The sequence below is a fragment of the Lysinibacillus sp. OF-1 genome, from assembly GCF_028356935.1.
Taxonomy (GTDB): Bacteria; Bacillota; Bacilli; order Bacillales_A; family Planococcaceae; genus Lysinibacillus; species Lysinibacillus fusiformis_D.
Genome location: NZ_CP102798.1, coordinates 2,080,104 through 2,094,825, shown reverse-complemented (window position 1 = coordinate 2,094,825; position 14,722 = coordinate 2,080,104). Strand labels below are relative to the sequence as shown.

The following is a 14,722-nucleotide window of genomic DNA, read 5'->3' as shown; positions in this document are numbered from 1 at the left end:
ATTCCCGTGTAAAGGCGATGTGGGCTTATTAGTTATGTAAAACAAAATGTAGCAGAATCACATTCACACATATTTTCAATTCTGCCTCTCTATCCATTACTTGTGCTTGTCTAAAATCGTTGAGTTCCTTTTCTTCTACATGAATTATTTTTGCGATACTTGCTGTTGAAAACATGTAATCCTTAACGAGATCATTCAAGAGCAATGTTGCTCTTTCTTTTGCATCAAAACCTTGAAAACCAAAACATAACTTGGCTAATTTATGCTCTATTATTTCCTGCTGGTCAGTCGTAATATTCCCCTTACCATTTAGCAAACTTTCCAGCTCATTTATCGGTAAATCAACTATTTTGGAAAGCTGAAGATGATTGAAATTAAATTTTTCAACTACTTCTTGTAGTTGTTCTTTCAGGTAATCAAATCGGGATATATTCGTGACAAAAGATACTTCTGCCCTCTTCTTAAATTCTGGCATCGTCCTAACTCCTTTACTTTTAGTCATATCCATTATATACCACGTAAAAGTGGGGCAACGCATAAAATCAAGACGCTATTTAATCGAGAGCAACAGCGGAAGTATTAATAGAAAAATAGAGCCAATAACTAAAATGTAAGTTATTTTTCTAGGTAGTTTTTGTTGCTTTGGGCCATCATAAAAACCTGAAAATTGTAGTTTATTACGATAGAGGACAAACAATAAAAAATATATGGCGATTCCTCCTAGCCAGCCTCCGTAAGTACCATCGACATTTATTCGTAAAGTAGTATAAATAAGCCTTACGCCTCCCCACAGCAAGCATCCAAAAATGAGAAAAATCAAAACAATTCTTATTAATTCTAACAATACTTTTATTGTGGTTAACCATAATCCCCTTACTTTCATCACGACCTTTCTACATAAAGCTGTAATGTAAAATGCAAATAATATTTCCTGAATTAGTAATTGCAACGCCCTATTAATTTGGCCATGGATAGACGAAAAAGACCAACTTTATGAGAAAAAGCTGGTCTGGTCATTATGCTTTGTTTGGACTTTTCATATAAAGCCAGCAAAGATTAGCGATTTCTTCCGCTTCATATTTATAAATTGTGTCAGAAAAAGAACTACGAAATGGTTGGATAATGAGTTCTAAAACGCTTATGCGCGGCTTTTCTCTACTCATTTCATCCAAAAGCAACGTCGTTAGTTCCGTTGATTTTTGCTGAAGCTCAACCGTCGATATTTTTTTATAAAACAGTTCTAGTTTCTTTTGAATTTGATCGTTTGTGATCGGCTTGTACGCTGAATCCATTTCAAGCAAATACATATCATTTGGCTCTAATAATATTTCTCCACTCTCAATCATTTCTGGAAGAAAACTTTCTACATACTTTATCGATCTGTAGACTACCTTTTTTATATCAATTGTTGTCTTGGTTGCTAAATTCCAATAAAAGGATATATACTGGAACGTACCAAAAAATATGATTGCACACTCATAATAATAGGGCTTTCCATCCTCCCCATAAATATCATAAAATCTATTTTTTAGCCATGTGATTTCATAAAAACGGTGTTCAGCAAGAATTTTTTGCAACTCTTCATCATGCAAAAAAGAGATTTCTCGAAATAAAGGCATTAAGTTATATTTTTCTTTAATCCTTAAGGAAGCGATTAATTGTTCAACTAAAACTTCTATATCATCTATTTTCTTGCCGACTAGAATTTCCTCTTTTAAAACATTTCTTTCTAGACGATTTTGTTCGAGCACAGCTGAAAGACATTCATTTTTGGATGAAAAATAGTTATAAAATGTCCCCTTTGAAATATTGGCTTTATCTAAAATATCTTGAACCGATGTGTGCTGATACCCTTTTTCAGTAAATAATTGCAATGTTGCTTCGATGACCACTTGCTTACGATCTTTCATACATTTCTCCCATCTCAAAACACAATAACGAATATATTCCAATTATACTAGTAAAACAAAATTTCTCAAAATCTAGCATAAGCTCTAACATGAATGCTACTAGGAGACAATCTGCGAAATCAAGGAACTGACTAACAGTATGAGTTGCATAAGTGGGATCATGGATGCATCTTTTGTACTCTGCAATCGCTTGCTCGTATGCCTTCATTTTATAATTTTGACTACTAAATAAGCTGCTGTAATTAACACTTGATTACTTGCATCCCTCTTGATTTCGTACATGGCTATCTTTCATGAATATAGCTACTATTATCACCCATAAATGATCTGTAGTAGCTACCTGTTATCCTTTTAACACCATTTTGCTCTCCAGTATGTTATAATGCTATATGACTAAACCAACAAAGAGCATTAACCGATTTGAGCTGTAGCGTGTAACAACGCTACAGCTTTTTAATTTTAGACAGATTTTTTACTCATCATTGGCTCACCACCTGTAATACTAAATATTTTTAAATGCACATTCTGTTCAAAGTAGTTCACTCAATCATTTCTTTCAACTTCCTCTCTAAACAAGAATCATCAAGGACAGTGAAGAAGTAATAAACGAATAAAAAATTCATAGTATAGTAATAATGCCAAAATATAACAAGGGGTAAGGCTATGAGTATTGAATTCATCACACTAGCACCAACATTATTGCATGTGTTTAAAGCGGGAGAGTCGAATCCCAAAAAAGAAAGGCGCATTGTTTATGGGCAAGCTACATCAGACGCAAATGGTATAGCTACGTTTTATTTTACAGACAATGCATTAGCTAATGGCAATCCACTATTATCAACGATTAACTATGCCGTGGCAAGTGTATATTCTACAAATTCATCGATCAATGCAAGACCAAGAGTTCAAATGAGAGAAAAGAATAGTACTGGAAAATATGTCTCTGCTAATATTACAAATATTAGTGGTGTCACAGTATTAGGAATTAGTGTATTAGGTTCAGAAAATCCAGTAAGTGGCGTTATTGTAGATTTTATGGTTTTAGGTAGTTTTGAAAGTTAGGAGAATGCGATGAGTTTGTAAGACTTCAAGCTGTAGCCTTTGCAAAAGCTATAGCTTTTTTCACGTTATTATTTACATCTACTACACAATGAGATGATATTATGGAAAATAATAAATTAGTCTGTAGAGCTTGTAGTAGTAACTCTTTTGCAACTGGTCAGCTTGGTCATGAAAATTATCTTGCGATAGAAATGTTAGACCTGTAAGATCTTTAATTGCTTCAGGCTCCCCACTTATTTTGTTGTTTTGCAAAAATTGTGGTGAAGTGTCTTGATTTAAAGTAGCCAAACCTGAAATTCAGCTAGCAAACCTTAAGCATTAGCAATTCCAACAGAGGCAGCTTCAACCGAATTTAAACATTAGGTATGATGCAGCATTTAAAGTAAACCTCCCTCCCCCTCCGTTTACACTAATTCTCAAACCAGATGAAGACTAAGTATACTGTTATTACAAATTAGACGCTCAAAATTCATATAGTAGTTTAATCCATTACTGAACATTTGGAGGACTATCAAGAATTAATTTTCAAAAGATAGAAAAATTAGGCCTTGATAAGATAAAAAGTGTCCAGTAAATTTCATAAGTAATACTTTTTTCTTTTGATCTATTATGCAATACTATCATCAGGTAAATCATGAAAGGAATTATGAAATGAATCAATTAAATCAGTATATCGGCTCAATACCGAGCTTGTAGGGAGTGCTTTAACATCCCTTGACGCTTCTTGCAAGCTCGGGTTTCTCAAGGGAGCTGATGTACATGAAAAACCGTTCCAAATCTTACACTCGCCATCAACGAACGAGAATCATCCAAAAAAAGTTAACGATTTTAAAAACTGTCTTTCAAATGGAAGATGAGTCTCTGCCTGTACGCGGAACATTAAGTAAAGGAAAGGTTCACTGTTCCTGTAGGATATGTCGTTATGAGCAGTATCATGGTATCCCTAAAGCGAAATATAAAATGAACTGGCGGGCCTTGCAGGAGGAAATAGACGATTAAGTCTATTTCCTTTTTCATCTACTATTTATATCACTGCACTCTTATTCTCCTAGTACTACACAATTTCTTTCACTTGTTCATACTCCGTTCATATTGTTGTCACTGTGAGTACATCTTCGTCGTTTAGGCTTTCCTTAGGGCTCTTAAAGGTAGCCAAAACGATAGAATGAAAATACGAGAGGTGAAAAAATGGACTTGAACACAACAACAGGCAAAAAAACAGCTAATAAGATGAAAATAATGCTGATCATTTTACTTAAAATTTTAGCAGCATTAGTTATAATAATTGTCGTTTTTATAGCCATTGTTTTTGTCATTGATAAGATCAGTAGTAAATTAGAAGCTGGAAAAATAAAACCTTATGGTCAGTATGTAACAGTAGATGGGAAAAATATGAATGTTTTGATTCAGGGACAAGGCACAGAAACAGTCGTGCTACTACCAGGTTTGGGGACAGGAACACCAGCACTTGATTTTAAACCGCTAGTAGAAGAGTTATCGCCATTTTACAAAGTTGTAGTGATTGAGCCTTTTGGTTATGGATTAAGTGATATAACCGAAAAAGAGCGGAGTACAGAAAATATTGTAAGTGAAATCCACGAAGCTTTACAGATTCTTAAAATTGACCGCTATATTCTAATGGGTCACTCCATTGCGGGCATTTACGGACTAGATTATGTGAATAAATATGAACAAGAAGTAAGTGCATTTGTCGGGATCGATAGCAGTGTTCCAAGGCAATATGGTGATAAGGTTGTTGAATCTCCAATACCTTCTTCAGTAATTACACTACTCAAAGAATCAGGTTTAGGCAGATTGATAATGAAACTAAGTGCTGACCCATATGCTACACTACCAGTTGATGATGAAACAAAAGAACAAATGAGAATTCTTTCTTACAAAAACTTTAGAAATCCTACCATTGTGAATGAAATAGAAAATAGGTTTCCTAATTTTAAAGCAGTTGAAAATTTAACATTCCCAAAAAACCTTCCTGTTATTTTCTTTTTACAACCGAATAGTACTGCAATTGAAGGATGGTCAACACTACATGAAGAACAAATAAAGGATTCTGTACATGGAAAAGTGATGACATTTCAAGGAACACATTATTTACATCATACCAAATCAAAAGAAATCGCTGAAAACTTCAGAGCATTTATCGAAGAAGTAAAGTAAGGCAGTAGATAATTTTAAAAATGAAAGTTTATTTGTAGCTAGCTGATCTCTCAATTACGTTATCTATACACGGTCTATTAGCCTCCTGTATATTCGAATCACCTACACTACCCGCTGCCTTAGGTAAGTTCCATACTGTGCCGTTTTTGGCCCTGTAACCATTTCTACAGGGTCTGTTTTTTTTGATTTGATGAAACCATTTCCTCAGAGTGTTCATTAGCATTAATCTTTGGAATCATTCATATTAGGAGAGTTGTTGGTTTTCCACTATTGAGATAGCATTTCCAATTATTCCATCTTATTGGATAATTGTAAGTAACCTAATCCCTGAATTTCTTTACTAACCTTAATTTTTAATCTTCTTTTCAACCTTAAAATATTAATTAAAAAATTATTATCCAATAATATCTCTTCACCTTTGATGAGAAAATATTTACAGAATTTATTACAGTAGTCTTAAAGAACTTTGATTATATGAAGGTGAGTTAGCAACTACACTTTCAAGTGCAGAACTAGGGCTTGATTTTTCTTTCAACAACGAGTTAAAACAAACAATTTTCTCTCAATTAACAGAGCTTGAAAAAGAGCGATTAGATTACGATATCCTTTCAGAACTATATACAATTTATGAAATTAGAAAATCACAATATTACATTTTTCATATACAATCACGACGAATCTAGACCAATACCCAATATAGTTAAATCTTCTCTATTTTTAAGTAGCCACACAAAACAGCTGCTTCTTTTCTCTACATTTCCTTAATTTTCGCAACAAAAAAAAGCACACCAAATGCGACGATTATCTTTCAATAATCTGCTCGCTTTGGAGTACTTTTCTCAATTCTTATAATTTTTTGATTGCTATCTAATATTCTTGAACCTTACATATAAAATTTTGCTATGCTATAGCTCTTAAAAAATATGCCCAAGCTACATACTCATCACCTGGTATAGGTGTAACTACTAAAGCTACTACAATTACTGATATAGCTAAAGTTTTTATAAATGGTATACTATCTGACCACTTTTGCGCATCAGGGTTATAAACCTTTACTCGTTCTTGTACTTTTTTATTTGCCATAACACCTTCTTTAACTACAGTTGGTAAGTCATCAAACTTATGAACCTCGTTTTTGTTTTTATCACATTCTTTAAAATTATCTAATCTCATACAGTAGATGTGTACTTTCTTTTTATAAATATGTATATGATATGGTTCTCCTGTTGAAGAATTTTGTGGATCAATTCTGAAACAGTAACTACTTCCTAAATCATATTGACAATTTGCAGGATTAACATTTGAAGCCAAAGGTGTTATCCCTACCGAAGAACTAGTATCTTCTTCATTTTTCTCTTTTTCAACAAGCTCTAAATATAGCTCATATTGTTCTTTTGTTATCTTTTCACCACTCAACATCGATTGAATCTCTTCTGGTAAACTATTCAATACTTCTTGAGGTATATCCATTTTCTCTGTCTCGATTTCTGCTGCTTTTACTTTATTTGGTGATAAAGGTAGCATAGATATTGTAAGCACCAATATCATCAATGTGGCTATTATCTTTTTCAAAATAAACGCTCCTTTTTGTATTAGTCTTGATTTAAATGTAATAATTTTTGTATAGGAATTTCGTCAAAGTCTAAGTTGTATTTCTCTTGTAAAACCGTCTTAAAAACATTTTCAACAATACCTGTATAAAATGTGACTACTACTTGACAATATGCTAATGCAACATGGTCTGTAAGTTGTTTAGAAAATTGATCAATCGGTTCAATATGTTCTTTTTTTACAGGATGTTTAGAATAAACATTAACGGTAATCAAATTTTTCCTTAAATCATCTTCAAAAAAAATATCATTAGGAGATAGGTTTTGATCTTTTATTTCAGAAGCTCGATTTTCATCAATTATAAATAATCGATAAACATCTTTACCAAACTTAACATCCCATACTTCCATGTCTTTAAATCTTAGTATTCTTTCAAAATAATCAATCATATCCACACTCCTAATTTATACAAGATTTACACTACTTCTATAGAATTTAATTACCTCGAGGTATATTTATCCTATCATTATTAAAAATTAATTTTCAATCATGAATTCACGCCACTTTTTTATAAGATGACCGCCATTTTTTGTGATCTCTAGCTTTAACAACGCCAAATCACGCCATTATACCGCCACATTATGGCGTTACAATTATTTCAGTACAGTAAAAAAGCATCAAATACGACTTTAATCATTGACATTCCTTTCAGAAAATGTCCATTTCCTTCGTCAAAATGTTCACAAAATAGATTATTGATTATTCTATATTTTTATGTTAAAAATCAACTTGGCTATATAAGCAGAGCTGGACTTTTTATTTTCATTATGAATAAATACTGTCCCCTTCCGTTCATAAACCTTTACTGCACCGCCCATAAAACCTGATACAATTTTTACAACATCGACTCTTTCTCTTGTTATATCCCGAAATATTTTAATTGTAAAATTATATATTTTAATCTTCCTTCCTACAGAATGGATAAATAAAGCGCTGAGACATGAAAGTTTTTAGAGACAAGGCTTTAATGCTTCAGTTCTCCGTATGCTTGCCGTTTTCATCTAACTCAATTTCTCGATGCCTAAATATGGGCTTGGTCTAAGCGATTGTAAGGAAAGTCTTAAAGGAATATTTTACATGTGGTCACCTTCTTTCTATAAATAATAAAAAGACACGTAAAATTACGCGTCTCTATTTCTGTTATTCAATTGTTTAGATAATTTACATCTTTAACAATCTTTTCCATTTTCCTTAATTGCTCTACACTGAAATCATTTTTATTCTTAATTTTATCTATTAAAAATTTGCGCAATGATTTTTCGTCTTCAGAAACAAAAGGTTCTTTATTAGACGAGTAATTCATGAATTTCTTCTTCGAGTTATTAAAAAATAAAACTGGCGTAACAAAAATATTTTCTCCATGATCTCTAAATAGTTGATTTAAAACAGCTGCAGCACCCTTAACTTGATTTGATGGATCCCCATAAGAAAGTACTTTCAAACTCTCAGTAGACTTATTACCATTTTCTGAATTCGTTTCAAAATTTTCCGTAAAAATAATTGTTGCTTCATCATTCATTTTATTTTTCGGATACAACTTATCAAGGATAAAACTGAACTCCTTTGCTTTACTTTTCGAAACGCCATACATTATATTTCCTTGCCAATATTTTGATTCAATAATAAATACTCCACTACTCATTAATAATAAATGGTCAATTTGCCTGCTTACTAATTTACCATATTTGTCTCTATAAGGCACAAAAACATTTGACAATATAAGCATCTGATCAGGCTTTATTTCACTATTTTTTACCAATTCTCTTTTTAAATCAACCAAAATTTTATGAGTATTAATCTCACCGAAATTTCTTAACTGTCCCTCGATGCCTTTGTAATAACTCTTTAAATCTCTAATTTCATCTTCATATTTTCGTTTAAGTATTTGCATTTGATTACTTTGATTTGAAATAAATTCTTCTTTCTTATCAATAATAATGGTTTTCTTTTCTATTTCATTTTTAAAATCAATCATAGTTGCTGTTGTCTCTTGATTACTAAGGGAATATATCTTATTTATTTTTGAAATTTTCTTATACTGTATAAAAATTATTATTATAAGTATACAAAAAACAAACAAGGCCATTAAATTTGTACTATCCATATTACTCCTCCTAAATAACTATTAAAGCTATATTAATATAATATGGATTTGTTTTCAACATTTTCCAAAAAATAAATAGTTTTATTGTTTAAATATATAACTATTAAATTTTAAAATAATAAAAAAAACACTCGCATTGTAAACGAGTGTTTCACATCTTTTATGACAACCACTTCGGTGGTGTGTTTTTTTCCCAATAGATATCGCCAAGGTTGTGGTGTACCATGAATTCGTCCTCGGCACTGTGATAGTGGAAGTTATAGTAGTAGCCTTCCTGTGGTCTTTTTTCTGTACGCACATGGAAACGGATTACATCTGCTCCGGTTTCATTGTTAATGACATTGAAAATTTTTTCACCATAATGACCACTTGGCTTTTCAGAGATTGTTAATGATGCAGCGCTTTGATCGCCAAGATTAGCCACTGTCATCGCAATTGCTTCCTCCATTTTTGGGAAGATGATGCTGTCGAATTCATTGCTAATTTTCGGACCGACTTTTGTGCCAAATTTTATGTACGATTGCTCTCTTGCTGCATCTAGGAGTAAGGCATTATAATCGATCTCTTCTTCTTGAATTTGTATCTGTTCGTCTTGATAATCATCATGCTCAGCAGCAACAGCAGTGCTTGTCCTCGGTTCAGGGCCGATGGATGCACGGTTCGAAGGATTGTGATCAAATGCTTCCCAAATTTCATGTGTAGGCGTTATTAAACCAAATGTTAAAAACGCAACCATGATAACTATACTTTTTTTAACCCACGTTTTCATTTTTTGTCACCTACTCTTTATGTACAAATTGGTAATTCTCCTATTATTATATACGTTCTCGCCATTAAAAGGTTTCATATTTCTATAATTCATTGTACAATATTTATGAATAATGTGTCGGTTTTTTAAAGGAGGTACAAATCATGAGCATCGTAATGGGTATTGGTCTTTTATTAATGTTAGGTTACTTATCATCTTTATGCTTCACGGACTAATTTTTTTATTTTGTAATATGTACCCTACAAAGCCCTCAAAAGCCTGTTATATGCAGCTTTTGGGGTTTTTCATTTTTCTTTACTAGGTATGGCCCTTAAATAGCACCCATCTGATCATTCATTCTTTCAACCATCCTAAAAAATATCAGTTCCTAATCAATCTTAAATTAAATATAATGATGTTGAAGCGAAGTCACGCTAAAAATGAAGGTATTTTGGACATTCTCATTGACTTCTTTACTTGGACCTTTGAAAAGCATCACAATGTTCTAAGTTAGTATATTCTCCACTAGCAGTTAAATTATATATAATTGCCAATAAACCAATTACTGAACATGCAGAAAACATCATTGGATATGAACCAAATTGTACGATAATACCCATTACCATCCCACCTAAAGAAAAACCTAAGTCATACGATGCTAAAAATAACCCTAATAATACATGTTTATGTGACTCCGGAATTGCAAAAGAAATGTATGTGGTTAATGTAGGATATAACATCGCTGCTGCTATTCCATTAAATAAAACACTAATATAGACAAACGATCCGATAAGAGGAAGTGCCGCTAGCATCGTTGTCCCAATAATAGAGCTACTCAATATAAGGGTTATGAAACCTGGATGCCACTTTCCATCAGATGGAATATATTTTCTAAAAATAAATCTACTCCCTACAACAACTAGAGCCTGCAGAAATAAATAAAGCCCAACATTCCCTGTATTTGTAGTTAAAAAGTACAGAGGTAAAAATGTCGAGATTGCCCCAAATATACTTGCACCTATAAGCATTACCCCCGAAGAAACGATTAACCCTTTATGCGCACGAGCTAATTTCATTCCTTTTCTCATATCCTCCAAGGTGAACGATACATTTTCTTTTTTTACTTTCGGTAATGGTGATCTAATGAAAAACATAAGAGGTGCAAAAGCTAAGCAGGTAATAAAAATTAATAGCCAAGATACATCTCCTTGAACCCAGATAACCATTGCTAATGCTGGTCCATATAACCCTGGCATGACACTTGATAAAGAATACATTGCCATACCTTGTCCTCTATCTTCATCTCGTAAAGTCTCCGTGATACCCATTTGCATCGACATGGAGAAAAATGCCGTCACGATTCCTTGCAAAATGCGCACAACATAAAGACTTTCAACACCAAACGATACATACAAAAGGAGTGCTGCTACATGCCCTAGTAATAAATATTTCATTACTGTATGGACACTGTATTTTGATACCATTTGACCAGCCCATGGACGTAACACCATACAAACAAACATATAAATTCCCATCATCAGACCGATTTCTGCCTCTTTCATTCCGTGATTAGCTGCCTGCAAAGGGAATATGACAGTTAATACAGAATTAGCCGTAAAATAAAAAATTGCCAAGCCGTAGTTTTGTAGCATGCTAAAAGATAATGGACTTACTTTCATAATTCCAACTCCTCTTTTAGGTCCAATTGGTGGTGAATAGAATCGATTTTAAGTTGTGAATCCAATAATACTTTTGTGGCCACATGTTTTGCATTCTCTAACTCATCTATCAGTAGTTGTTCCACAATTCTTCCTTTATGCATAATCGCGATTTCATCTGCCAAAAGTCGAGCTACATGTATGTCATGGGTGATAAAAAAGTAAGTTAGTTTTAACTCGTGCTGTAATCGTTTGAGTAGTTTTAAAATACTAATTTGCACCAAGACATCCAAACTATTTACTGATTCATCTAAAACAATCAATCGAGGTTGTGTGGAAATCGCACGTGCAATTGTAATTCGCTGTAATTGTCCACCACTGAATTGCTGAGGATATTTCATCATATCCTCTTCTGACAGACCAACCATTTTTAGTAACTTTCCTACACGATCCTCTATTTGATTTATATCTAGCTTTTCATATACTAGTATTGGTTCCACAATAATGTCTCTGATTTTGAGCTTAGGATTTACTGCACTATGACAATCTTGAAATACCACTTGTAACGATTGTTGCAATCGTTTTCGTTCATTTATAGTTGTTTTATGTACATTTATCCCATTAAATAAAATCACACCATCATCTGGCTTTTCAATTCCAAGTATCATTTTACCAAGCGTACTTTTTCCAGAACCGCTTTGTCCTAGCAACGTAAAGCAACTGCCTTCTTTTATATTAAGCGACACATTTTCTACTGCCTTTACCATCGAATTTTTCTTCCTAAAAAATCGTGATTGACTATAGCTTTTAGATACTTGCTGTACTTGGATCATCTGTTTGTCCCCTCCATTCTCACCCAGTGGTTCTGATCATATAAGACAAGCTCTCCTGATACTGAACCTTCATACTTATCAGCAAGCACTTCTAACTTACTATGCTCATCCCGTGCTGCAACAAGCGTTTGAGTGTAAGGATGAATCGGATGCAATAAAATATGGGTAGTGGGACCATGCTCAACTACAATCCCCCTTCTCATTACAACAATTTCTTCTGCTAAATTTGCAATAACACCTAAATCGTGCGATACAATCAACATCGACATTGCCGTTTTCTCATGAAGTTTTTTTAATTCCTTTAATATTTCAAGTTGTGTCATAGTATCTAGTGCTGTGGTAGGTTCATCAGCAAGTAATAGCTTTGGCTCAAGGCTTGCTGCAATGGCAATCATGATACGCTGAAGCATTCCTCCGCTTAGTTCATTTGGATATTTGTTTAAGATCTCTACATTACCTAATTGAAAAAGTGCGAGCTGCTCCTTTGCTTTCTCAATTGCTTCCTTTTTAGACATTTTTGTATGTGCTTGAAGCGTTTCAATGAAATGTCCACCAATCGACACAATTGGATTAAACATGGACATTGGATTTTGCATAATGAGCCCAATTTCCTTTCCTCGCACCTCACGCATTTTTCTCTCCTCTATCGAAAGCAAACTCTTTCCATCAAATTCAATACTTCCCTTTGCAGATTGCTCTTTACGGTAAAGATTTAAAATCGTCGAACATAATACAGATTTTCCGCTACCACTCTCCCCAATAATTCCAACAACCTTGCCTTTCGGAACTGATAAGCTCACTTGATTTAGCACCTGTTTATTATGGATAAATACAGTTAAATTTCTAATCTCTAACATATTATTTCACCTCTTCTCACACTGATTTTGGATTAAGTAAATCTCTTAACGAATCACCAAATGCATTAAAAGTTAATACAGTTATTGAAAGCATTACACCTGGAATGATCATTAACTCAGGTTTTATCATTAAGTATGTTTTACTCTCACTAATCATCATGCCCCATTCAGCTGTTGGAGGCGTTATCCCAAGTCCTAAAAAAGACAACTCTGAAATCATTAATATCGTTGAACCTAAACCGATTAGCTTTAGTAGAAGCATTTGCGGAAATACAAACGGTACGATATGACGCCACATAATTTTCAAAGTCGGGACACCGCAAATTTTGGCATAAACCACATAATTCGTTTCTTTTAAACTCACAACCATATTCCGTATAACTCGTGCAAAGCCGACCCAAATTACAATGACAATTGCAATTACTAGATTTCCCATCCCTGCTCCAAGTGCACCAACAATAATAAGCGCAAAAATAAAATTTGGAATTGCGAGCAAAATATCGCATAGACGCATTAAGACTAAATCAATCCAACCTCCAACATAGCCTGCAGTTATACCAACGACCATACTAATTAGTAGCGTGACTAGTAGTACAATGAGTGCAACAAATAACGACACTCTCGCACCTTCGATTAACCTTGATAAAACGCAACGTCCTAAATGATCTGTCCCAAGAGGATATTGTATTGAAAAACCTTGTAGCTTCATGGCCATATTCGGTAAATGAGGATCATTTGGCATAAGCAATGGCCCAAATATCGCAACAAAAAATAGGATGCTTACAAGAAACGTACTACAGTAAAATGCCCATTTTTTTCTCATCACAATTCCTCCTTTAATCGAATTCTCGGATCAATAAACGCACATATTATATCCGCTAAAAAATTAATGATAATGTAGAAGAAACCAATAATCATAATGAAACCTTGCATTACGTTATAATCTCTCGCTGTTATTGCAGTAACAATATAACGGCCCATGCCGGGTATAGAAAAAATAATTTCAACTATTGCAGCCCCACCAATAAGTACCCCTAATGTCATCGCAAGTGAAGTTATAAATGGTGTCAATGTAGCTTTAAAAATATGCTTACGAATAATGACTGACTCACTTATACCTCTAGCACGTGCAAACGTTATAAAAGGCTTATCCATTTGCTCAATCATATTTGTACGAATCATACGAATGTAAAATGGTACATTGGCCAAAGCTAAAGTTAATGCTGGTAAAATGATTGCATCTAAATTTCCCCATCCCATAAGTGGAAGAAGATTAAGCTTAAAAGCTACAACATAAATCAGAACGAAACCTAGCCAAAAACTAGGCATCGAGGCAATGAAAAATATAGTCATTCTTGTTAGATTATCAAAAGCAGAGCCCTTTTTTACTGCACTAAAAATTCCAAGAGGAATAGAAATAACTAATATTAATAGAAAAGCTACGAGCGCCAACTGAGTTGTAACACCAAAATAGGACAATAATTCCTCACTAACTGCGTTTCCATTCATATATGAAGTTCCAAAGTCTAATTTTAATACTCCACCAAGCCATGTTACATATTGTGTGAGCAAGGGCTTATCCAACCCTTGCTCCTCTCTTGCTTGCTCTAGTATTTCATCTGTTACTGGAATATGGTTTGCCATATAATATGACTCTATCGGATCACCAGGCATAATACGCATGAGTGAAAATGCAATTAACGTTAAACCAATCATTGCTATAGTCATACTAAAAAAGCGGTTTAAAAAGTACTTTGCCAT

15 protein-coding genes are annotated in these 14,722 nt (G+C 33.6%); 3 read left to right on the top strand and 12 right to left on the bottom strand.

The genetic code is table 11. The annotated features are described in order from the left end of the window. Window positions 1-28 precede the first annotated feature (28 nt). From NV349_RS10150 to NV349_RS10140, 3 genes are all read right to left on the bottom strand, one after another. Window positions 29-475 carry an HTH domain-containing protein gene (locus NV349_RS10150; RefSeq protein ID WP_089932217.1) on the bottom strand — a complete coding sequence of 149 codons (447 nt, stop codon included), beginning with the start codon at window positions 473-475 and terminating at the stop codon, window positions 29-31. A gap of 75 nt (window positions 476-550) precedes the next feature. Continuing rightward, a complete protein-coding gene (locus NV349_RS10145) occupies window positions 551-883 on the bottom strand; it encodes a hypothetical protein (protein WP_271913268.1) in 333 nt (110 codons plus the stop codon). A 133-nt stretch (window positions 884-1,016) separates the two neighbouring features. Next, window positions 1,017-1,910, bottom strand: a complete 894-nt coding sequence (locus tag NV349_RS10140) for a TetR/AcrR family transcriptional regulator (protein WP_089932218.1) — start codon at window positions 1,908-1,910, stop codon at window positions 1,017-1,019. A 663-nt stretch (window positions 1,911-2,573) separates the two neighbouring features. Here NV349_RS10140 and NV349_RS10135 point away from each other — a divergent pair. From NV349_RS10135 to NV349_RS10125, 3 genes are all read left to right on the top strand, one after another. After that, complete coding sequence (locus tag NV349_RS10135; protein ID WP_089932219.1) at window positions 2,574-2,972, top strand: hypothetical protein; 399 nt, start codon at window positions 2,574-2,576, stop codon at window positions 2,970-2,972. A 759-nt stretch (window positions 2,973-3,731) separates the two neighbouring features. Then, window positions 3,732-3,971 (top strand): hypothetical protein, encoded by a 240-nt coding sequence (locus NV349_RS10130; protein ID WP_271913267.1) that lies wholly within the window; start codon window positions 3,732-3,734, stop codon window positions 3,969-3,971. Window positions 3,972-4,160: 189 nt separating this feature from the next. After that, on the top strand, window positions 4,161-5,150 hold the full coding sequence (locus NV349_RS10125; protein WP_271913266.1) for an alpha/beta fold hydrolase: 990 nt from the start codon (window positions 4,161-4,163) through the stop codon (window positions 5,148-5,150). A 900-nt stretch (window positions 5,151-6,050) separates the two neighbouring features. On the opposite strand, the gene NV349_RS10120 is transcribed toward NV349_RS10125, so the two are convergent. The 9 genes from NV349_RS10120 to nikB form a co-directional block, all read right to left on the bottom strand. Further along, window positions 6,051-6,722: a hypothetical protein gene (locus tag NV349_RS10120; RefSeq protein WP_058843113.1), complete on the bottom strand. Its 672-nt coding sequence runs from the start codon at window positions 6,720-6,722 to the stop codon at window positions 6,051-6,053. Window positions 6,723-6,742: 20 nt separating this feature from the next. Further along, window positions 6,743-7,150 (bottom strand): hypothetical protein, encoded by a 408-nt coding sequence (locus NV349_RS10115; RefSeq protein WP_058843112.1) that lies wholly within the window; start codon window positions 7,148-7,150, stop codon window positions 6,743-6,745. Window positions 7,151-7,905: 755 nt separating this feature from the next. Beyond that, window positions 7,906-8,865 (bottom strand): nuclease-related domain-containing protein, encoded by a 960-nt coding sequence (locus NV349_RS10110; protein WP_058843111.1) that lies wholly within the window; start codon window positions 8,863-8,865, stop codon window positions 7,906-7,908. 160 nt (window positions 8,866-9,025) lie between these two features. Next, window positions 9,026-9,634 carry a YpjP family protein gene (locus NV349_RS10105; RefSeq protein ID WP_036122522.1) on the bottom strand — a complete coding sequence of 203 codons (609 nt, stop codon included), beginning with the start codon at window positions 9,632-9,634 and terminating at the stop codon, window positions 9,026-9,028. A gap of 452 nt (window positions 9,635-10,086) precedes the next feature. Beyond that, window positions 10,087-11,292 (bottom strand): staphylopine family metallophore export MFS transporter CntE, encoded by a 1,206-nt coding sequence (cntE, locus tag NV349_RS10100; protein WP_271913264.1) that lies wholly within the window; start codon window positions 11,290-11,292, stop codon window positions 10,087-10,089. Continuing rightward, window positions 11,289-12,104: an ABC transporter ATP-binding protein gene (locus NV349_RS10095; RefSeq protein ID WP_051891653.1), complete on the bottom strand. Its 816-nt coding sequence runs from the start codon at window positions 12,102-12,104 to the stop codon at window positions 11,289-11,291. Before NV349_RS10095 ends, cntE begins: the two co-directional genes overlap by 4 nt. Next, window positions 12,101-12,961: an ABC transporter ATP-binding protein gene (locus NV349_RS10090; protein WP_271913262.1), complete on the bottom strand. Its 861-nt coding sequence runs from the start codon at window positions 12,959-12,961 to the stop codon at window positions 12,101-12,103. Before NV349_RS10090 ends, NV349_RS10095 begins: the two co-directional genes overlap by 4 nt. Window positions 12,962-12,977: 16 nt before the next feature. Continuing rightward, the gene (locus NV349_RS10085) at window positions 12,978-13,784 is read right to left on the bottom strand and encodes an ABC transporter permease (RefSeq protein ID WP_036122528.1); all 807 of its coding nucleotides are present in this window, start codon (window positions 13,782-13,784) and stop codon (window positions 12,978-12,980) included. Next, window positions 13,784-14,722, bottom strand: coding sequence for a nickel ABC transporter permease (nikB, locus tag NV349_RS10080; RefSeq protein WP_089932227.1), 939 nt, complete (start codon window positions 14,720-14,722; stop codon window positions 13,784-13,786). The genes NV349_RS10085 and nikB overlap by 1 nt, the downstream gene beginning before the upstream one ends.

Coding starts and splice junctions, on each gene's coding strand:
- NV349_RS10085 (WP_036122528.1), bottom strand. CDS start 13,784: ATGAGAAAAAAATGGGCATTTTACTGTAGTACGTTTCTTGTAAGCATC.
- NV349_RS10145 (WP_271913268.1), bottom strand. CDS start 883: ATGAAAGTAAGGGGATTATGGTTAACCACAATAAAAGTATTGTTAGAA.
- cntE (WP_271913264.1), bottom strand. CDS start 11,292: ATGAAAGTAAGTCCATTATCTTTTAGCATGCTACAAAACTACGGCTTG.
- NV349_RS10135 (WP_089932219.1), top strand. CDS start 2,574: ATGAGTATTGAATTCATCACACTAGCACCAACATTATTGCATGTGTTT.
- NV349_RS10140 (WP_089932218.1), bottom strand. CDS start 1,910: ATGAAAGATCGTAAGCAAGTGGTCATCGAAGCAACATTGCAATTATTT.
- NV349_RS10095 (WP_051891653.1), bottom strand. CDS start 12,104: ATGATCCAAGTACAGCAAGTATCTAAAAGCTATAGTCAATCACGATTT.
- NV349_RS10130 (WP_271913267.1), top strand. CDS start 3,732: ATGAAAAACCGTTCCAAATCTTACACTCGCCATCAACGAACGAGAATC.
- NV349_RS10090 (WP_271913262.1), bottom strand. CDS start 12,961: ATGTTAGAGATTAGAAATTTAACTGTATTTATCCATAATAAACAGGTG.
- nikB (WP_089932227.1), bottom strand. CDS start 14,722: ATGGCAAAGTACTTTTTAAACCGCTTTTTTAGTATGACTATAGCAATG.
- NV349_RS10115 (WP_058843112.1), bottom strand. CDS start 7,150: ATGATTGATTATTTTGAAAGAATACTAAGATTTAAAGACATGGAAGTA.
- NV349_RS10110 (WP_058843111.1), bottom strand. CDS start 8,865: ATGGATAGTACAAATTTAATGGCCTTGTTTGTTTTTTGTATACTTATA.
- NV349_RS10105 (WP_036122522.1), bottom strand. CDS start 9,634: ATGAAAACGTGGGTTAAAAAAAGTATAGTTATCATGGTTGCGTTTTTA.
- NV349_RS10150 (WP_089932217.1), bottom strand. CDS start 475: ATGCCAGAATTTAAGAAGAGGGCAGAAGTATCTTTTGTCACGAATATA.
- NV349_RS10125 (WP_271913266.1), top strand. CDS start 4,161: ATGGACTTGAACACAACAACAGGCAAAAAAACAGCTAATAAGATGAAA.